We start from the raw sequence: 16,227 nt of genomic DNA on the forward strand, positions 1-16,227 counted from the left end.
TGGTGTCACCGAGGCGTGTCAGTCCGCGCGGCGGATGGTCGCCGGAATGGGGCGCAGATCACCGATCGAGGGTCCCTTGCGGCGTCCCGCAGCGGTTGCGGCGACCTGTGTCACGGTCCCGGTCTTGGTGAAGGTGACCAGCTCCGTCGGGCTGCAGTCGAGGATGTCGCAGAGCGCTCCGAACACATCCATGTTCAGCCGTGCCGGCTTGGAGGTCACCAGGCGATAGATCTGCTCGCGGGAGAGTTGGACTCCCCGCTCGCTCAGCAGAGGCACCAGATCCGTCGTCTTGAACAGACCCTTTTGGGCCATCAGCTGGCGGAGGTTCCATGGCATCTCGATCGCGGTCATCGCGTGCTCTCCTCCTGATAGACGTTCGCCAGCGCGCGCGCCAAGATCCGATTCTTATAGTCGTTGCTGACCGAGGTATAGAGCGCCTCTCCTGGCGGCCGTTGTCCTCTTCTCCGCAGCGGCCGTCGCCCTCCTCGCCGGGACGGCCTGAACCCCTACGCCGAGCCGTCCGCGAGCCGGAGCACGGAGAGGATGACGTGATCCTCCGGATACGCCGCGCGCACTTCCGCGATTGCCGCGGCCGACGTCGCCGCGTTGATCTTCTTCTACGGGCGATACTCGCGATTGTCCGTGGTCGAGGGCGGCGGCCCCGGATTCGGCTGCTGAAAACTGCCTACACCCAGTGAGGCCAGTCCGGCGGACACCGCCGCGCCCACGATGCGGGCGACGAACGCTACTGACTTCCCGACGAGCTTCAACGCTGTTGCCATCACGGAACCATCACCTTCAGGACTTGATGGCAACGCTAGTGGTTTGGAGCCGCCCGGGTGCTCTACTTCGAGCCATTCGCGAGCCGAAGCACGTAGAGGATGACGTGATCCTCCGGAATCGCAGCGCGCACTTCCGCGATCGCCTCGAGCGCGGCGGACCGGCAGTGCCGGCCCACGAGAGGGAGAGCCCCCTCGACCCCCCACCCGAGCACGTGGAACGGCCGCGCGCTCGAGCGGGAGTCAGCTACGAGGGCGCGGCTTGTACTTCTTCCCCGCCCGGATGTTCCGATTCTCGATCACTCCGACGACGGCCAGACCGATCGCCACCGCGACGAGCAGGAACCAGCCGAGCACGTTGAACCACTCGCCCGAGAACGCCGCGTACGTCTGCTCGCCGGCGATGCTCGCGAACATCAGCGACAGCCCGAACCAGACCATGCCGTTACTGATCAGCGCAGCTCGAGCCAGGGGAGTGCGAGGAGTGGTCATGGCGTCACCGTGACACCACCGACTGAGACTGCCCCCAATGCAGCGGTCCTTCGTTGCGCGGCAAGGCGATCGGGCCTGGTCGACGAGGGGATGTGGGAATCGACCGCACCCCCTCGTCGATGCGCCTAGATCCGGAACGAACGGCGGCAGTGGCCGCAGTTGATCAGACCGTGGCGGACGACCCGCCCGACGAAGACAGTCCGGCAGTAGGGGCAGGTGAGCGTCGGAATACGCATCTTGGGTTCCTTAATCCTCGCGTGGTTGGACGTGAGGTGAGGAGCACGGCCCTGTTCTCTGAAGGTGACCTCCAGAGACAGCAGTCCCGATCGGAACTAGAGTCGATGCGTCGCTCTGGAAAGTTGACGCTTCAGCCCCGCCGTACTCGTTGGCCCCGCCGACGATTGACGGCGGGGTTAGTTGCACCGGTCGGGCGGGCCCGCTCGATACATGAAAAATTCTACATCTAGGGCGTGTCGCCGCGTCAGGGCACTACATGTAGTAGTTACAACCGTGTAGTTATCCACCGGTTCCTCCACCGCCCATCCACAGGCCGAAGCCCCCGAATCTGCGGAAAGACGCGGATTTGGCGGAGTAATCCACAGCTGTGGACAGACGCGGTCCGTTCGTTGAGTACAACGCGCCCCGGCGTGTCGGCAGGCCCTCGAAACGCCCTCGGGTGCACACCCAGGGGTGGAGATGATGCTCGCGAGCTGGCTACTGCTGGTGCCAGACCGTTGGGTTGAACACGATGGAGCCGGCCTCGACAGTCTCACTCGCGGCAACGACCGTCGCGTCCCGGGGCCGAGATCGAGGTCGGCGTCACCTCGCCGCGAGCGACACTTCAGTTCATCGAGGTTCGCGGGGTGAGGGCAACGCGGCCGTCTGCGTCGACGTTGACCGTCATCGGACCAACGCCACACACGAACACCGCGGACGGCGGCTGAGTGGGGTCGTCGTCCGCGAACCCCTGCACCATCGATGTGTACTGCGCGACGATTTGGTCTCGCGTCTGGGGCGTCCGTGGTACACGGGCTGGAACCACGGGCTGCGGCTCCGCGGCCGGCCGGCCGAAGAGCCGCGCCAGCCAAGATCGTCTCTCGCTGCTGCCGGAGTCGTGAACTGCCGTCGTCGTGCGTCTCGCCATGACTGTCGGGGTAGACGCGTTCGGCCAGGGGCCGTTCGCGGCGCTGTTGAGCTGGCGGGTGCTGCTCTCGGCCGCGCCATTCGCGCGGCCGAGAGCAGGGCGGCACCGGAGCCCCTTGCCCGGCATGGCCGCTCGCGGCGTCAACGAAGTCCCCACTTCTCGGCCGCACCGCACCATTAGACACGACGTGTTAATGCGGAGACGCTACCTGCCCTCGCGCCGCGCCTCGCGGCGCATCAGGACCACGAACCCCACGATCACGAACAGCACGACGAAGCCGACCGCGATGAACGGCAGGTAGTTCAGGAAGAGAAGGAGCAGCAGCGCCCAGAGGTCGAGAGTCATCCCGGTCAGGTCGCGATAGCGGCCGGCGGGAGCGGGTCGAGCAGGTGGGGTCCGTTGTTGCGGACGCTGTTCACGTCGCGGGACACCTCGTAGTGCTCGAGGTCGTGCGCGACCGCGTACGACTCCCGGTCGAGCAGCTGCATCAGAGCGTCGACGTCGAGGTGACCGCCGAGCCAGTCGTCGTACCCGTCCGGCGTGATGCACGCCGGCATCCGGTCGTGGACCTCGCCCGGCGCCACGTGCGAGTCGCGGGTGATGATCGCCGTCGACAGCCGCCACTTCTCCGGATCGTCCTCCGCCTTCGACGGATCCGGCCACGCCGACACGACGCCGGCCATCGCGAGGGCCGCGTCGGGCTCGTAGATGAAGTGCGGCTGCTTCCCCGTCTCGGTGACCGTCCACTCGTAGTAGCCGGCCGCCGGGATCGGCACCCGCGACGTCGCGAACGCCCTCCGGAACGTGGGCGAGCTCGCCACCGTCTCGATCCGCGCGTTGATCGGCTGCGGCCGCTGCTTCTTGACGTCCTTCGCCCACACCGGCAGGAGCCCCCAATGCACCATCGGCGCCGACCGCTCCCCGACGCGCTCACGCACGACGGTCACCGGATTCGTCGGCGCCACGTTGTAGTTCGGACGCAGACCCCCGAAGCCAGCCGAGACGAGATCCGGCAGCAGAGCCGCCGTGGAGTCCTTGACGACGAACCGACCACACATCAGCTGAGGAGAGCCGTATTAGCTCTTGAACCGGTCGATCTTCGCCCCGTGCGCGGCGGCGGCCGCAATCACAACCAGGAGCGCCTCGGCCGCTCCGTGCATGTCGTCCCGCTCAGCGCAGCTCTTCGCTTCTGCAAGTTTCTCGCTCATCAGATCGACCCCGGTGTGGTCGTAGGCGAACAGCGCAGCGTATCCAGCGTCGATTGGGCTGGTCGGGGTGTTTGCATTCAGTGCGATCTGGGCGTCATCGATCGAGGTGAGGAGTCGATTCTTATCCGGCATGAAGCGCAGCCTAGCGGGCGCTTCCGGAGGAGTGTCCCGTAAGCGGATCGTGTAATGGGAGCTAGGCCTGGTTGAGGGGGGCGGCGGTAGGGCTGGGGTGGGAGGCTGATCGGAACGAGAGGTTGGGTAGTGGCGGCGAAGTCGAGAAGTGGTCGGTCGGGCTCCGAGGTGCGGCTCACGCAATGGGGGTGGTTCAGTCGGTTGGGGGCGCCGACGGAGCGTGCCCTCATCGGAGGGTCTGTCATCTCGATCGGCGTCGGCTTACTCCTCTCTGACCTGCTGAATCCCGGCGCGCTGCCGTTCGCTGCTCGGCTGGCGATACTCACGGGAGCGTTCGTGTTGCTGTTCGTGGTGCCTCTAGTGGTCCACGCGATTCGCGAGCCTGTGCCGTACGCCGATCTGTCCGCGCGATCAGTGCGCGTGCGCTCCCGCGTCACACCGTTTACGGATTTCACCACAGCGCGGAGGGTGGAGACGGCCCGGTCTAAGCGGGTCGTTCTGGAGGTGTCAGCGCCGGCACAGAAGGTGCTTCTCGAGTTGCGCGACCGACTCGGCCGGGTTACAACCGACCCGACTCGAAGCGCGATCGTCGCGTTCCTGGAAGGAAGCAGCATCACGATGCCGTCTTCGCTGCACGACCCCACCGGCCGCTTCGCTCACGTCAACTTCCCGCAGCACCTCACTCGCGAGCAGGCCGTCGAACTCGCGACCCGCCCGCTGACCGTCCCGGACGTCGGCGCCGGACATCACGGCCTCTGAGCGTAGAGCGGCTCCGAACTCCATCCCCCAGTTGCGAGACCGGCGCTCACGAGCGAGGTCGGCAGCGATCAGCGGCTACGTACGTGGGGGTCTTCCTCCGGCGTCGTATGCGGGCCTGGCGCCGCGCTCTGTCGGCGGCGTCGAACGACGATGTCGCCGAGCGTCACAGCGGCCAGGAGGAGCCAGAGGACGGCGAACACGCCGTTCACGGGATCGCCGCCGGACAAGGCTCGCACGATGCCGGTCACGGCGAGGATCACCAAGAGCATGGCCAGAATCATCCGGATCCGCTCTCGCCGGTTCGCTTTCGGCGCGTCGTTCACCTGCTCAAACTAGCCATTGCGGCCGCAACTCGCGATATCCGACGTCCGTCCGGCCCGGTGAACACGGCACCCACGCTGATCGGGCCAGAGAGTACCCCAACACGACGAGGCTTGTCCGCCGACGTATCGTTCGGCGAAGGAACCGCGTCCCGTATGGGGATGGTTCTCCGGTACACGCGCACGCAGCAGAACCGGCCGCGGGATCCCGCGGCTCGCAGTGTCCTGTAAGTATCAGCGTTCTGTGGCGGCGTTCTGATGCCGCTCCGTGTCGCGCCTAGTTGAGGAGCTCGGCCTGAATCCGAGCGGCGACCGCCTCGCGGAGGGGGCGGACGCTCTCGGCGCTCCAGTCGGTTGGGTCGGGGAACTTCCACTCCAGGAACCGGCCGGTCGGAGTCGCAGGGAGGGTAAGCCCGGGCTTCATGGCGACGACGATGTCCGCGTTCTCGAGGTCCTCCACCGTGACGGAGCGGGGGGTGCGGTCGCTGATATCGAGGCCGAGCTCAGCGACGGTCGCAGCGATCGCGGGGTTTACCGTTTCGGCCGGGGAGAGGCCGGCGGAGGTGGCGGTGTAGCGGTCGCTGGCGAGGACTTGGAGCAGGCCTGCGCCGAGTTGGGAGCGGCCGGCGTTGTGCTGGCAGAGGAAGAGGACGGTGGGCTTCTCGGTCATGCGGGGGTCACTGCTCCGGTGTTCGTGCGGGTCCAGGTCTGGGTGGCGATCTGCACGGCGTCCCAGGGGGAGCCGAGCGGGGGTGTGTAGGAGAGGTCGAGGTCGGAGACCTGCTCGACGGTGAGTCCCGCGAACAGGGCGGTCGCGTAGGTGTCGATGCGCTTGGCGGTCTCGGTGCCGAGGCGTCCGACGAGCTGCGCGCCGAGCAGGCGCCCGTCGCGGGTGTCACCGGTGATGCGGATCGTGATGGGCTGCGCGCCCGGGTAGTAGCGCTTGTGGTCGTCCGCGACCGCTGTCGTCGACGCCGGCGCGAAGCCGGCGGCGAGGGCCTCGTGCTCGCGCAGGCCGGTGCGGGAGGCGACGAGGTCGAACACCTTGACGACCTGGGTGCCGACGGAGCCGGCGAAGCGGGCATCGCCGCCGAGAGCGTTCTCGCCGGCTACCCGTCCCTGCTTGTGGGCCGTGGTGCCCAGCGGCAGGTAGGTGCTGCCGAGCAGACGGTGGTGCGTGGTCACTCCGTCGCCTGCCGCGAACACGTGCGGCAGGCCCGTGCGCATCGCCTCGTCGACGACGACCCCGCGGCCGGCGCCGAGAGACGCTCCGGCGCGGGCGAGCAGGTCGGTGTTCGGCTTCACGCCGACGACGAGAAGGACGACGTCGGCGGTGCGGATGAGGGGTGTGCCGTCGTGGTCGGCGTGCACGGCGAGCCCGGCGGCGGTCTTCTCGATCGAGGCGACGGTGGTCCGGGTGAGGACCTCGACGCCGCGCTCGGTCAGTTCGGTGTGCACGAGGGCGCCGAGTTCGGGGTCGAGGGTGGAGAGCACTTCCGGGCCGCGTTGGAGCTGGGTGACGTGGAGGCCGCGGACGGTGAGGGCTTCGGCCATCTCCAGGCCCACGTAGCCGGCGCCGACGATGATCGCCGTCTGCGGGTCGCGGCTATCGAGGAACCGCTCGAGGGCGAAGGTGTCGCCCATCGAGTGCAGCACGTGCACTCCGTCCTCCGGCCCCAGGTCATCCACGCCGGCGATGCCGGCGGAAGACGCGAGGGCGCCGGTCCCGACGATCAGCTCGTCGTACCCGATCCGATCGAGCGAGCCGTCCGGGGTGCGGACGGTGAGCCGCTGCCCGGCGACGTCGATGTCGGTCGCGAAGGTGTCCAGGCGCAGGCTCATGCCGGTGGCTTCGAGGTCGGCGTGGGTGCGGTGCGCGAGCGACTGCCACGGCTGGACCTCGCGGGAGAAGTAGTACGGGATCCCGCAGATGGAGAAGTTCGGGTACGAGTCGGCGACGACGACGGTCACGTCGACGGACGGGTCGAGCTCGCGGGCGCGCAGCGCGGCGGAGATCCCCGCGTCGCTGCCGCCGATGGCGACGAGATGCATCAGATGGGCCTTCCGGATCAGACGTGTGAAGAGGTGGAGGTGGTGGCCGGGACCACGAGGTGCCCGGCGGTCCGGGCGGCGCCCGGGAAGAGGAACACGGCGATGCCGACGCCGATCGCGGCGCCGACGAGCTGCGCAGCGATGAACGGCAGGACGGAGGTGGGGGCGATGCCGGCGAAGGTGTCGGTGAAGACGCGGCCGAGGGTCACGGCGGGGTTCGCGAACGAGGTCGAGGACGTGAACCAGTACGCCGCACCGATGTACGCGCCGACCGCGGCCGCGGCGAGCGGGCCGCGGTTCGTGCGGGCGAGGGAGAGGATCACGAGGACCAGGCCCGCGGTGGCGACGACCTCCCCGAGCAGGTGCCCGGCAGTGACCCGCTCGGTCGTCGCGATCGAGGTCGGGACCTCGAACATCGCGTTCGCGAGGACCGCGCCACCGACACCGCCGAGCAGCTGCGCGCCGACGAACACCGCCAGCTCCCGCCCCGACACGCCGGTCCGGTCGCGGCGGCCGAGGAGCGCGTCGATGGCGGAGACGAGCGGGTTGAAGTGCGCCCCCGACACCGGCCCGAGTGTCAGGATCAGCACCGCGAGGCCCAGCGCGGTCGCGAGGGAGTTCTCCAGCAGTTGCACGCCGACATCGTTCGGGGAGAGCGACTGGGCGGCGATGCCGGAGCCGACGACGATCGCTACGAGCAGGCCCGTGCCGAGGAACTCGGCCACGGCCCGACGAGCGAGCGGAGGAAGGGAAGTGGTGTCCATGTCGTCGGCCATCTTGACCGCTCACGTTCACTCAGTCAATATTGAGTCAATGAACACCGAGCGAACCGAATTGGAAGCGCGGGCCGCCCGGCACGCGGCCCTCAGTGATCCCGCGCGCCTGCGGATCGTGGACCTGCTCACCCTCGGTGACCTGGCGCCGCGGGAGCTGCAGGACCGACTGGGGATGACCTCGAACCTCGTCGCGCACCACCTCGCCGTCCTCGAGCGCGAGGGCATGATCCTCCGTCGCCGCTCGGAGGCAGACCGGCGCCGCAGCTACGTGCACCTGATCCCCGGCGCGTTCGATCAGCTCGGGCCCTCGACCACCGCCGCGGCGCGGCGGGTGCTGTTCGTGTGTACCGCGAACTCCGCCCGCTCCCAGCTCGCCGCGCAGCTCTGGGCACAGCGCAGCTCGATCCCCGTGGCGTCCGCCGGCACGCACCCCGCCGCGGCGATCGCGGCTGGCGCCATCACGACTGCCGAGCGGCACGGCCTGACGCTGACAGGGAATGCTCCGCAGCAGTTCGCGGACGTCGCCGCCGACACCGACTTCGTGATCACTGTCTGCGACGCCGCGCACGAGGAGCTCGGCTCGGAGGCGCTGCACTGGTCGATCCCCGACCCGGTGCCCGCCGGCACGGACGCCGCGTTCGATGCCGCCTACGACGAGCTCGCCGCTCGCGTCGACGCTCTCGCGGCGAGGGTCACGGCCGCCTGATCAGACGCGGGTGAGCATCCCCGCGAGAGAGTCGAGCGCGCCGGGGACGAGGGAGAAGTACGCCCACGTGCCGCGCTTTTCGCGGGCCAGGATCCCGGCGTCCACGAGGATCTTCAAGTGGTGCGACACCGTGGGCTGGCTCAGCCCGACCGGCTCCGTGAAGTCGCACACGCACACCTCGCCCGAGCTGCTCGACGCGACGATCGATACCAGGCGAAGCCTTGCCGGATCCGCCATCGCCTTCAACGCCCGGGCCAGCAGCTCGGCGCCCTCGGCGCTCAGCGGCTCGCGCGTGAGGGGCGCGCAGCACGCGGCCGCCGCTGCGGTGAGGGTCAGCTCGGTCGTCGCCATGCCTCCACCCTCCCACACATTGACAGTCATCGATATGCCGGGGCAGACTCAGTCCATCGATGATCGTCGATGTTGAGGAGTGCACCTGATGACCATGCTGCTGACCGTCCCGCCCCGCACCGATGAGCGCCGCCTCACCGGCCTGCCCGTCGCCGTCATCGGCGCCGGGCCCGTTGGTCTGGCTGCTGCCGCGCACCTGCTCGAGCGCGGCCTCGACGTCATCGTCTACGAGGCCGGCGAGAGTGCAGGTGCCACTGTGCAGCAGTGGGGTCACACCCGCCTGTTCTCGCCGTGGGAGTACCTGGTCGACTCCGCCGCCGGACGCCTGCTCGACGCCGCCGGCTGGGAGGCGCCCGCGGCGAGGAAGCTGCCCACCGGGCACGAGTTCGTCCGCGACTACCTCGCGCCCCTCGCCGCGACCCCGCAGCTCGCCCCCGTCATCCGCTATCGCTCCCGCGTGTTGGCCGTCACCCGCGAGGGCATGGACCGCACCCGTTCCACCGGCCGCGCCGCCATTCCGTTCCTGCTGCGCCTGGACACGCCGGAGGGCGCCGTCGACGTCACCGCCCGCGCCGTGATCGACACCTCGGGCACCTACTCCACGCCCAACGCCCTCGCCTCCGCGGGCCTCGACCCGATTGGCGCCGTCGACGTCGCCGAGCACCTCAGCCACGCGCTGCCGGACGTGCTCGGCGCCGACCGCGCCCGCTTCGCCGGGAAGCGGATCCTCGTCGTCGGCGCCGGCCACTCCGCCGCGAACACCCTGATCAAGCTCGCCCGCCTCGCCCGCGAGGAGCCGGATACGCGGATCACCTGGGCGATCCGCGGCACCAGTCCGCTGCGCGTCTTCGGCTCGGGCGACGACGAGCTGGAGGAGCGCGGCAAGCTCGGCGGCACGGTTCACCAGCTCGTCCGCAACGGCGCGATCACGCTTCTCGACCGCTTCGAGATCGACCGCCTCGAGAAGGCTCCCTCCGGTGGGGTCACGGTGCTGGGGCGCCGCCGGAAGGAGCGGGAGAGCGTCGAAGCCGACGTCGTCGTGCAGGCCACCGGGTTCCGGCCCGACCTCGACATGCTGCGGGAGATCCGCGTCTCCCTGGACGAGATCGTGGAAGCGCCCCGCGCGCTCGCGACGCTCATCGACCCGAACCTGCACTCCTGCGGCACCGTCGACCCCCACGGCGTCGCCGAACTAGCGCACCCCGAGCCGAACTTCTACATCGCCGGCATGAAGTCCTACGGCCGCGCCCCGACCTTCCTCCTCGTCACCGGCTACGAGCAGGTCCGCTCCATCGCGGACGAGCTCGCTGGCGATCATGCCGCGGCCCGCCAGGTGCAGCTCGTGCTGCCCGAGACCGGCGTCTGCTCCACCGACATCGGATCCGCAGGAGGAAGCTGCTGCTCATGACCGCGATCCGGACGATGCTCCCCGAGGACTGGGCGGCGGTCGAGACGATCTACCGCGAGGGCATCGCCACCGGGCACGCCACCTTCGAGGCCGAACCGCCGACGTGGGAGACATTCGACGCGGGGAAGCTCGACGTCGGACGTCTGGTCGCCGTCGACGGCGACCAGGTCCTCGGGTGGGTAGCGCTCTCGCCCGTGTCGAGCCGGCCCGTCTACTGCGGAGTGGTCGAGCACTCCGTCTACATCGCGTCGTTTGCCCGCGGCCGCGGCATCGGCGCCGAACTCCTGCAGGCGCTCATCGACGCCGCAGACGCCGCAGAACCTTGGACCATCCAGTCGAGCATCTTCCCCGAGAACACCGCCAGCCTCGCCCTCCATGATCGAGCCGGTTTCCGCCGCGTCGGCACCCGCGAGCGCATCGCCCTGATGAGCTACGGACCAGCCGCCGGCTCCTGGCGCGACACAATCCTCATCGAACGCCGACGCCCGTCCTGACCGTCCCGGTAGGGGATCGGTCAGCGCTTCACTTGGGTTCGGCTGAGTAGGTGCGTGCCGCCCAGCTTGGCCAGTAACTCTCGGCCGCGTCGAGGTCAATGCCGCGAAGACGGATGAGGCAGACGTCGTGGTCGCTGCGGGTAACTACCCAGAGGCTATGGGTCCGGCCGTGAGCTCGCTTCGGGATCCAGGCCAGCACCTCGTCAAGGTCGGTTTCTGAGAGCTCCCACTCTTGGTTCGAGGAGCCGTCTTCGGACCAGAAGTGGACGCGGTACGTCGGATCGTCGACCTGCAAGGTTTGGTCGCGCGGATCGTGCAGCTCTGCCTTCATGCGCCCACTGTAACTATCGGGGTGCTCGAGGCTGGCCCGTATGGGGATCGACCAGCGGGCGTCGGTTCCTGTCGGCGCTTATTTGCGACTGCGGATCCCGCGTCGTGGCTGGTTTATTATCGATGCGATTACGAACAGCATCGCGGCCGCAACAGCCCAGGGGCCGGTGAATGCCAGTGCTTGCCCAATCGGCCGCCACATCGGAGCTACGAGCCCGCCGAGCACCAACCCGGCTGCACTACCGACCAGGGCATGTGCCGTAGCTCCGGCGGCTAGGCGGCCGCCCCGGCTGAGCCACACTCGCTCGACCACACGATCGAGGAGGTAGGTGAGCATAGCGACTGGCATGCTCGTGAACGCGGCAACCAACGCGAGCCCGCTGATGGCGATCAGCGTGAAGCCCGGGTCCGCCGCGAGCGGCGTCGGACCCCTGCCGTTCGCCGCATCGACCAGCCTGCCAAGCGAGAACGGCACCACCGCTAGGAATGACCCCACGAGCGCCAGGACCGTGCTGGCGCGCAAACGAGCACCCGGCGCTCGCTCGCCCTTCTTCGCGGTAGGACCACCGCTTTGGCCCGAGAACATCACTAGCCGATTCTGTCTCGCATTCAGAGGTTCTGTCGTCCCGTTTGGGGATCGGTCAGCGGAGTGCTGCCTGGAGGCGGCTCCGGTCATCCGGTGGAAGACGTCGACGAAGAAGCGGTGTCAGCTGAGCATGACGCCGAGATGGGCACGGCGTCGTCGCTGTCGATGCGGGGCACGGTTCCGGCCCAGTCGTTCATCGCGTCGAGCACGGGCCGCAGACCTCGACCGACCGGAGTCAGCTCGTACTCGACCCGAGGAGGGATCTCCGGGTAGGCGGTGCGGGTGACCAGCCCGTACGTCTCGAAGCGCCGCAGCCGGTTGGTCAGGGTATGAGCGCTCACTCCCGGCAGCGCCTTCATCAGGTCGCCGAACCGCATCGGGCCGTTCAGGAGCTCGCGGATGACGAGCGTCGCCCAGGGGCCGTCCAGAAGGGTCAGGAAGCGCGCTATCCCGCACTCGGGCCACTGATCAGCGGAGAACGACATCGAATCGGCCCTCTCACCATTACTGCAGTTGACGTAACCGGTGCAACGTCTGCAGTAATGCTCTCATGACCTACATCGTTCACGGAGCGACCGGTGCGCAGGGCGCTCCCGTCGCCGCCGCACTCCTCCGCTCCGGCAAGACCGTCACCGCAGCCGTCCGCACTCCCGACGCCTACGCCTCCGGGCCGGCTGTCGCGGTCGACGCCGCTGACGTCGACGGCCTCGTCGCGGCGTACACCGGCGCCGAGGGCGTCTTCGTCCACTTGGCACTGGGCTCTCCGGCGCAGCAGCTCGAGCACGCTCGGTCGATCGCGGCGGCGGTCGGCCGGGCCCGCCCCGCGCGCGTGGTCTTCTCGACCAGCGGCTACCCGCTCGAGGAGACGGACGACAGCCCGCACGGGGTCCTCGCGCGCGGGCTCGCCGCGACGGGCGTCTCGACCGCGGTCCTCGCGCCCCGGCTCTACTTGGAGAACCTCCTCCTCCCGCCCGTGATCGCCTCCGTCCGCGAGCAGGCCGTCCTCCCGTACCCGATCCGGGAGGACTTCCGCGTGTCCTGGAGCTCGCACCTCGACGTCGCCGACGCCGCAGCGCGCCTGTTCGAGCGGAGCGACGTCACCGGCGTCGTCGCCGTCGGCGCCCTGCCCGGACTCCTCGGCGAGGATCTCGCCGCCGGCTTCACCCGCTACTTCGGGAAGGACGTGGTCTTCCATGCGCAGACCCCCGATGAGTTCGGCGCCACGACGATCCCGCTCTTCGGTGAGCAGGGGATGACCCCCGTGATCGACTCGTACCGCTGGCGCGCCACCCAGCCGGACGAACTGATCGAGGAGGCGCGCAGTGCGCAGACTCTGCTGGGACTCCCGCCGCGGTCAGTGGAGCAGTGGCTGCAGGACCTCGATGTCTGATCCTTGATCGCGCAGATCACCAACCCCACGCGCGTCCCGTAAGGGGATGATCCACCGGTACACGCGTGCGCAGCAGAACCGGCCGTCGATCCTGGCGCTCGTCTGCACAGCTCTTCGCGTCAATGCAGCGGTCTTGCCGACGACCGTGGGTATTCGGATGTTCGAGGTCCCCTGCAAACACGACCGGGGCGCCGGTCCACCGTTCCGTACGGGGATGATGTTCCGGGTTGCGCGGACCCCTCCTCCTCGCCCGGCCGGTGCGAGCGAGGGGGAGGGGTGATTCAGGCGTCGAGCGCGTGAACGCGTTCTGTCGTCCGCATCCTTCCTGCCGTCAGTGCGAGGACGGCCAGGACCGGCGGGAGGAGGCCCGCGACGATGAAGATCGTCTCTGTGGGAACGATCAGCGACAGGGGTCCTGCGATCGTGATCGAGACGGGGAGGAACGCGATCGAGACGAAGAAGTCGAGGCTGGCGACTCGTCCGATCATGTCCATCGGGACGAGGCGTTGCAGCAGCGTCCCCCAGATCACCACGCCTGCTCCGGTGGTCGCGCCGACGACGAAGAGCGCCGCGAGCATGATCCAGAGTTCTTCCGCCGAGCCGAGAAGGGCGAGCGGGAGGGTGCCGCCGCCCCAGCAGGCGAGCATGAACGTGAGGTAGCGGCGCGGCAGCCGTAGCGACGAGACGACGAGCGATCCGATCGCGCCGCCGATACCGAAGGCCGCGAGTAGTAGACCGAAGGTTGCTTCCGCGTTCTCGAATCGATCGCGGGTGAGGAAGGGCAAGAGTACTTCTATCGGTCCCTGGATGATCAGGGCGAGCGAGGACCCGAAGAGCAGGGTCCAGAGGAGCCATCTGGTGCCGGCTACGTACCGGATGCCGGCCCGGAGGTCCGCCCAGACGCTGGTCCGCTTCTCCGAGGCATCGCCTGACGGCTCTTCGTCGCGGCGGCTGAGGAACAGGGTGATCACGAAGGCGATCGCGGAGGACGCCGCGACGATCGCTGCGCCCACTGCGGGGAAGAACGCTCCGACGATCACGCCGCCGAGCGCCGGCCCGAGCCCCTGCCCCATGGAGGGGCGCAGCGCGCCCTCGAGCCCGTTCGCCGCGAGCAGCTGCTCCGGGGGGAGCACCTGCGGGAGGTAGGAGCTGTAGGCCGGGTAGAAGAAGGCGCTGCCGGCGCCCATCACGAACGACGCGGCAGCGACGTGCCACAGCTCGACCACTCCGGTGAGCGAGAGGCCGGCGACGACGGCCATGACCGCAGCCGTGCACCCCTGCACGGTGATGATGATGCGTCTCTTCGAGAACCGGTCGGCGACGACTCCGCCGATGATCGAGAACGCGAACAGTCCCAGGCTCATCCCCGCCGCGACCGCGGACAGCGCCAGCGGGCTGTCTTCGAGCTCGATCACCTGGAAGACCATGACGATCGTCCACATGCCGGTCCCGAACACCTCGATCCCGACCGCAGCGAACACGAGCCGGTAGTCCCGCGAGGCGAGCGGGCGCAGCGCCCGCATCCGCTCCGCCGCGCTCACGCTGCGACCTCGCTTCCGGCCGCGAGGCGCAGATGCGGCCACGTCTCGACGTCGCGGAGCAGCTGCCGGTCGTGCGTGGAGAGGACGACGGCCGCTTCGGTGGCGGCGAGAGCATCGGTGAGCTCGTCCACGAGCGCGATCGAGAGGTGGTTCGTCGGCTCGTCCAGCAGGAGCACGTGCGGTCGGGCCGCGAGCACGAGCGCCAGGTCGAGGCGCCGCTGCTGCCCCGTCGACAACTCACCGACCCGCTTGCTCGACTCCCGCGGCCGCAGGAGTCCGAGCTGCGAGAGCCCGACCGCCTCGACGCCACTGAGCGCGTCCTCTGCGAGGAGAGCGTCGACGCGAGTCCGGTAGAGGTCGCTCGCGCGTCGGTCCAACGGAAGGGTGCTCTCCTGGCGGAGGAATCCCAGCCGCACGCCGCGCGGCCGGCGGACTGTGCCGGTGTCCGGTTCGAGGTCGCCTGCGAGGACTGCGAGTAGCGTCGACTTCCCGGCGCCGTTCGCCCCGGTCAGCACCAGCCGACCCCGATGCGACAGGGACAGCGATGCCGCCACGGACAGTCGGCACTCGACGCTCACGCCGTCGGCGGTGAGCAGCGCCGCTCCGGTGCGCGTCGCGAGATCCGGGAACCGGAACTGCTGCGGAGGCTCCGGCACGGTCACCGCATGCGCGTCGAGCTGGTCCTGGCGGCGGTGCACGCTCTGCACGAGGCCGCCCGCACGGGTGGCGCGGCCGTGCTTGTCGGTGCCCTTCTCCGGACGCCAGCCGGAGACGAGTCGATTCTGCGCTGCGGTGAGACTGTCCTGCAGGCGGGCGTGCTCGGCCTGCTGCCGGTCGTACTCCTGCTCCCACCGCTCACGCTCCGCCGCTCGTCCCTCGCGGTAGCCGGCGTAGCCGCCGCCGTATACGCGGGGCCGGTCGTCGGGTGTCGGATCGAGGTCGAGGATCGAGTCCGCGACGTCTGTCAGCAGAGCGCGGTCGTGAGTCACGACCACTACGCCGCCGCGGCGGGTGCGCAGCCGCTCGGTGAGGAACTCGAGGCCGCTGCGGTCGAGGTGGTTCGTCGGCTCATCCAGTAGGAGGAAGTCGTCGTCGGCGCCGAGCAGGCACGCCAGCCGCACCCGGTACCGCTGTCCGACCGACAAGTCATCGAGTCGCCGTGCCGGGTCCGACTCGGCGTCGAGCGCGTCGAGCGCGATCCGCACCCGCCGCTCGGCGTCCCAGGCGTCGAGGGCTTCCGCCTCTTCGAGCGCGGTCGCGTACCGCTCGTCCGCGCCCTCGACACCGGCGGCGAGGTCGACGGCGGCCGCAGCGAGGGCTGCGAGAGCCGAGAGCGGTGCGGCGATCGCGTCCGCGACCGCCTGGCCGACCGTCCGGTCATCGCTCGCGGGCATCTCCTGCTCGGCCAGGCCGAGAGTGCCGACGCGGTGCACGGCACCCTCCTCGGGGACCAAGGTGTCGGCGAGGACGTGCAGAAGAGTCGACTTCCCGCGGCCGTTCTCCCCGACGATCGCAAGACGGGACAGGGGTGTGACCGCGACGTCGACGTGGTGGAGGACCGTCGTTGCTCCGCGGATCACGGAGACGTCGGTGGCGGTGAGTTGGGCGCGCAGGCGCGCCGGAATCGGGTGGGTGGAGGTGGGCATTCGAATCCTTCGAGACGACGCACGACGCGCTGAGCAGCGCGCCGATGCGCGAGTGACGGCGACCCCGACAGAAAGGGGTCGAGAGCAAGCGGCCGCCGCAGGCTCGGAGGAAC

General features: G+C 69.2%; 19 protein-coding genes. 5 read left to right on the forward strand and 14 right to left on the reverse strand.

From position 1 onward, the window contains the following. Window positions 1-18: 18 nt before the first annotated feature. From C5C10_RS00380 to C5C10_RS00395, 5 genes are all read right to left on the reverse strand, one after another. Complete coding sequence (locus C5C10_RS00380) at window positions 19-351, reverse strand: helix-turn-helix transcriptional regulator (protein WP_104328207.1); 333 nt, start codon at window positions 349-351, stop codon at window positions 19-21. A gap of 671 nt (window positions 352-1,022) precedes the next feature. Continuing rightward, a complete protein-coding gene (locus tag C5C10_RS00385; RefSeq protein ID WP_146082075.1) occupies window positions 1,023-1,271 on the reverse strand; it encodes a hypothetical protein in 249 nt (82 codons plus the stop codon). 1,348 nt (window positions 1,272-2,619) lie between these two features. Then, a complete protein-coding gene (locus C5C10_RS17665; RefSeq protein ID WP_181073346.1) occupies window positions 2,620-2,760 on the reverse strand; it encodes a hypothetical protein in 141 nt (46 codons plus the stop codon). A gap of 5 nt (window positions 2,761-2,765) precedes the next feature. Continuing rightward, window positions 2,766-3,473: an SOS response-associated peptidase gene (locus C5C10_RS00390; RefSeq protein WP_104328209.1), complete on the reverse strand. Its 708-nt coding sequence runs from the start codon at window positions 3,471-3,473 to the stop codon at window positions 2,766-2,768. Between the two features lie 18 nt (window positions 3,474-3,491). Next, on the reverse strand, window positions 3,492-3,755 hold the full coding sequence (locus tag C5C10_RS00395; RefSeq protein ID WP_104328210.1) for a hypothetical protein: 264 nt from the start codon (window positions 3,753-3,755) through the stop codon (window positions 3,492-3,494). Window positions 3,756-3,884: 129 nt separating this feature from the next. Here C5C10_RS00395 and C5C10_RS00400 point away from each other — a divergent pair, with 129 nt between their 5' ends. After that, window positions 3,885-4,514: a hypothetical protein gene (locus C5C10_RS00400; protein ID WP_104328211.1), complete on the forward strand. Its 630-nt coding sequence runs from the start codon at window positions 3,885-3,887 to the stop codon at window positions 4,512-4,514. Between the two features lie 68 nt (window positions 4,515-4,582). Here C5C10_RS00400 and C5C10_RS00405 read toward each other — a convergent pair whose 3' ends face one another. The 4 genes from C5C10_RS00405 to C5C10_RS00420 all read right to left on the reverse strand — a co-directional run bounded on the left by C5C10_RS00405 (window position 4,583) and on the right by C5C10_RS00420 (window position 7,650). After that, entirely contained in the window at window positions 4,583-4,837 is a 255-nt protein-coding gene (locus C5C10_RS00405; protein ID WP_146082076.1) for a hypothetical protein, read from the reverse strand. A gap of 274 nt (window positions 4,838-5,111) precedes the next feature. Further along, a complete protein-coding gene (locus C5C10_RS00410) occupies window positions 5,112-5,504 on the reverse strand; it encodes a low molecular weight phosphatase family protein (protein ID WP_104328213.1) in 393 nt (130 codons plus the stop codon). Further along, window positions 5,501-6,886 (reverse strand): FAD-dependent oxidoreductase, encoded by a 1,386-nt coding sequence (locus C5C10_RS00415; RefSeq protein ID WP_104328214.1) that lies wholly within the window; start codon window positions 6,884-6,886, stop codon window positions 5,501-5,503. Before C5C10_RS00415 ends, C5C10_RS00410 begins: the two co-directional genes overlap by 4 nt. Window positions 6,887-6,903: 17 nt before the next feature. After that, the gene (locus tag C5C10_RS00420; protein WP_181073347.1) at window positions 6,904-7,650 is read right to left on the reverse strand and encodes an MIP/aquaporin family protein; all 747 of its coding nucleotides are present in this window, start codon (window positions 7,648-7,650) and stop codon (window positions 6,904-6,906) included. A 49-nt stretch (window positions 7,651-7,699) separates the two neighbouring features. Here C5C10_RS00420 and C5C10_RS00425 point away from each other — a divergent pair, with 49 nt between their 5' ends. After that, complete coding sequence (locus tag C5C10_RS00425) at window positions 7,700-8,368, forward strand: ArsR family transcriptional regulator (RefSeq protein ID WP_104328216.1); 669 nt, start codon at window positions 7,700-7,702, stop codon at window positions 8,366-8,368. Here C5C10_RS00425 and C5C10_RS00430 read toward each other — a convergent pair whose 3' ends face one another. Then, window positions 8,369-8,719 carry a helix-turn-helix transcriptional regulator gene (locus C5C10_RS00430; RefSeq protein ID WP_104328217.1) on the reverse strand — a complete coding sequence of 117 codons (351 nt, stop codon included), beginning with the start codon at window positions 8,717-8,719 and terminating at the stop codon, window positions 8,369-8,371. It lies immediately after the preceding gene. Between the two features lie 88 nt (window positions 8,720-8,807). On the opposite strand from C5C10_RS00430, the gene C5C10_RS00435 reads away from it, so the two are divergent. Together C5C10_RS00435 and C5C10_RS00440 are read left to right on the forward strand one after the other, a co-directional pair. Then, the gene (locus C5C10_RS00435; RefSeq protein WP_104328218.1) at window positions 8,808-10,127 is read left to right on the forward strand and encodes an FAD-dependent oxidoreductase; all 1,320 of its coding nucleotides are present in this window, start codon (window positions 8,808-8,810) and stop codon (window positions 10,125-10,127) included. Then, window positions 10,124-10,621 carry a GNAT family N-acetyltransferase gene (locus C5C10_RS00440; RefSeq protein WP_104328219.1) on the forward strand — a complete coding sequence of 166 codons (498 nt, stop codon included), beginning with the start codon at window positions 10,124-10,126 and terminating at the stop codon, window positions 10,619-10,621. Before C5C10_RS00435 ends, C5C10_RS00440 begins: the two co-directional genes overlap by 4 nt. A gap of 28 nt (window positions 10,622-10,649) precedes the next feature. On the opposite strand, the gene C5C10_RS00445 is transcribed toward C5C10_RS00440, so the two are convergent. Next, window positions 10,650-10,952, reverse strand: coding sequence for a hypothetical protein (locus tag C5C10_RS00445; RefSeq protein WP_104328220.1), 303 nt, complete (start codon window positions 10,950-10,952; stop codon window positions 10,650-10,652). A gap of 671 nt (window positions 10,953-11,623) precedes the next feature. Then, a complete protein-coding gene (locus C5C10_RS00455; RefSeq protein ID WP_104328222.1) occupies window positions 11,624-12,022 on the reverse strand; it encodes a helix-turn-helix domain-containing protein in 399 nt (132 codons plus the stop codon). A gap of 65 nt (window positions 12,023-12,087) precedes the next feature. On the opposite strand from C5C10_RS00455, the gene C5C10_RS00460 reads away from it, so the two are divergent. After that, window positions 12,088-12,927: an SDR family oxidoreductase gene (locus C5C10_RS00460; RefSeq protein ID WP_104328223.1), complete on the forward strand. Its 840-nt coding sequence runs from the start codon at window positions 12,088-12,090 to the stop codon at window positions 12,925-12,927. Window positions 12,928-13,208: 281 nt separating this feature from the next. On the opposite strand, the gene C5C10_RS00465 is transcribed toward C5C10_RS00460, so the two are convergent. Together C5C10_RS00465 and C5C10_RS00470 are read right to left on the reverse strand one after the other, a co-directional pair. After that, window positions 13,209-14,450, reverse strand: coding sequence for an MFS transporter (locus tag C5C10_RS00465; RefSeq protein WP_104328293.1), 1,242 nt, complete (start codon window positions 14,448-14,450; stop codon window positions 13,209-13,211). A 14-nt stretch (window positions 14,451-14,464) separates the two neighbouring features. Beyond that, window positions 14,465-16,114, reverse strand: coding sequence for an ABC-F family ATP-binding cassette domain-containing protein (locus C5C10_RS00470; RefSeq protein WP_104328224.1), 1,650 nt, complete (start codon window positions 16,112-16,114; stop codon window positions 14,465-14,467). Window positions 16,115-16,227: the final 113 nt, after the last annotated feature.

This window comes from Rathayibacter sp. AY1A3 (assembly GCF_002930975.1).
Lineage (GTDB): Bacteria > Actinomycetota > Actinomycetes > Actinomycetales > Microbacteriaceae > Rathayibacter.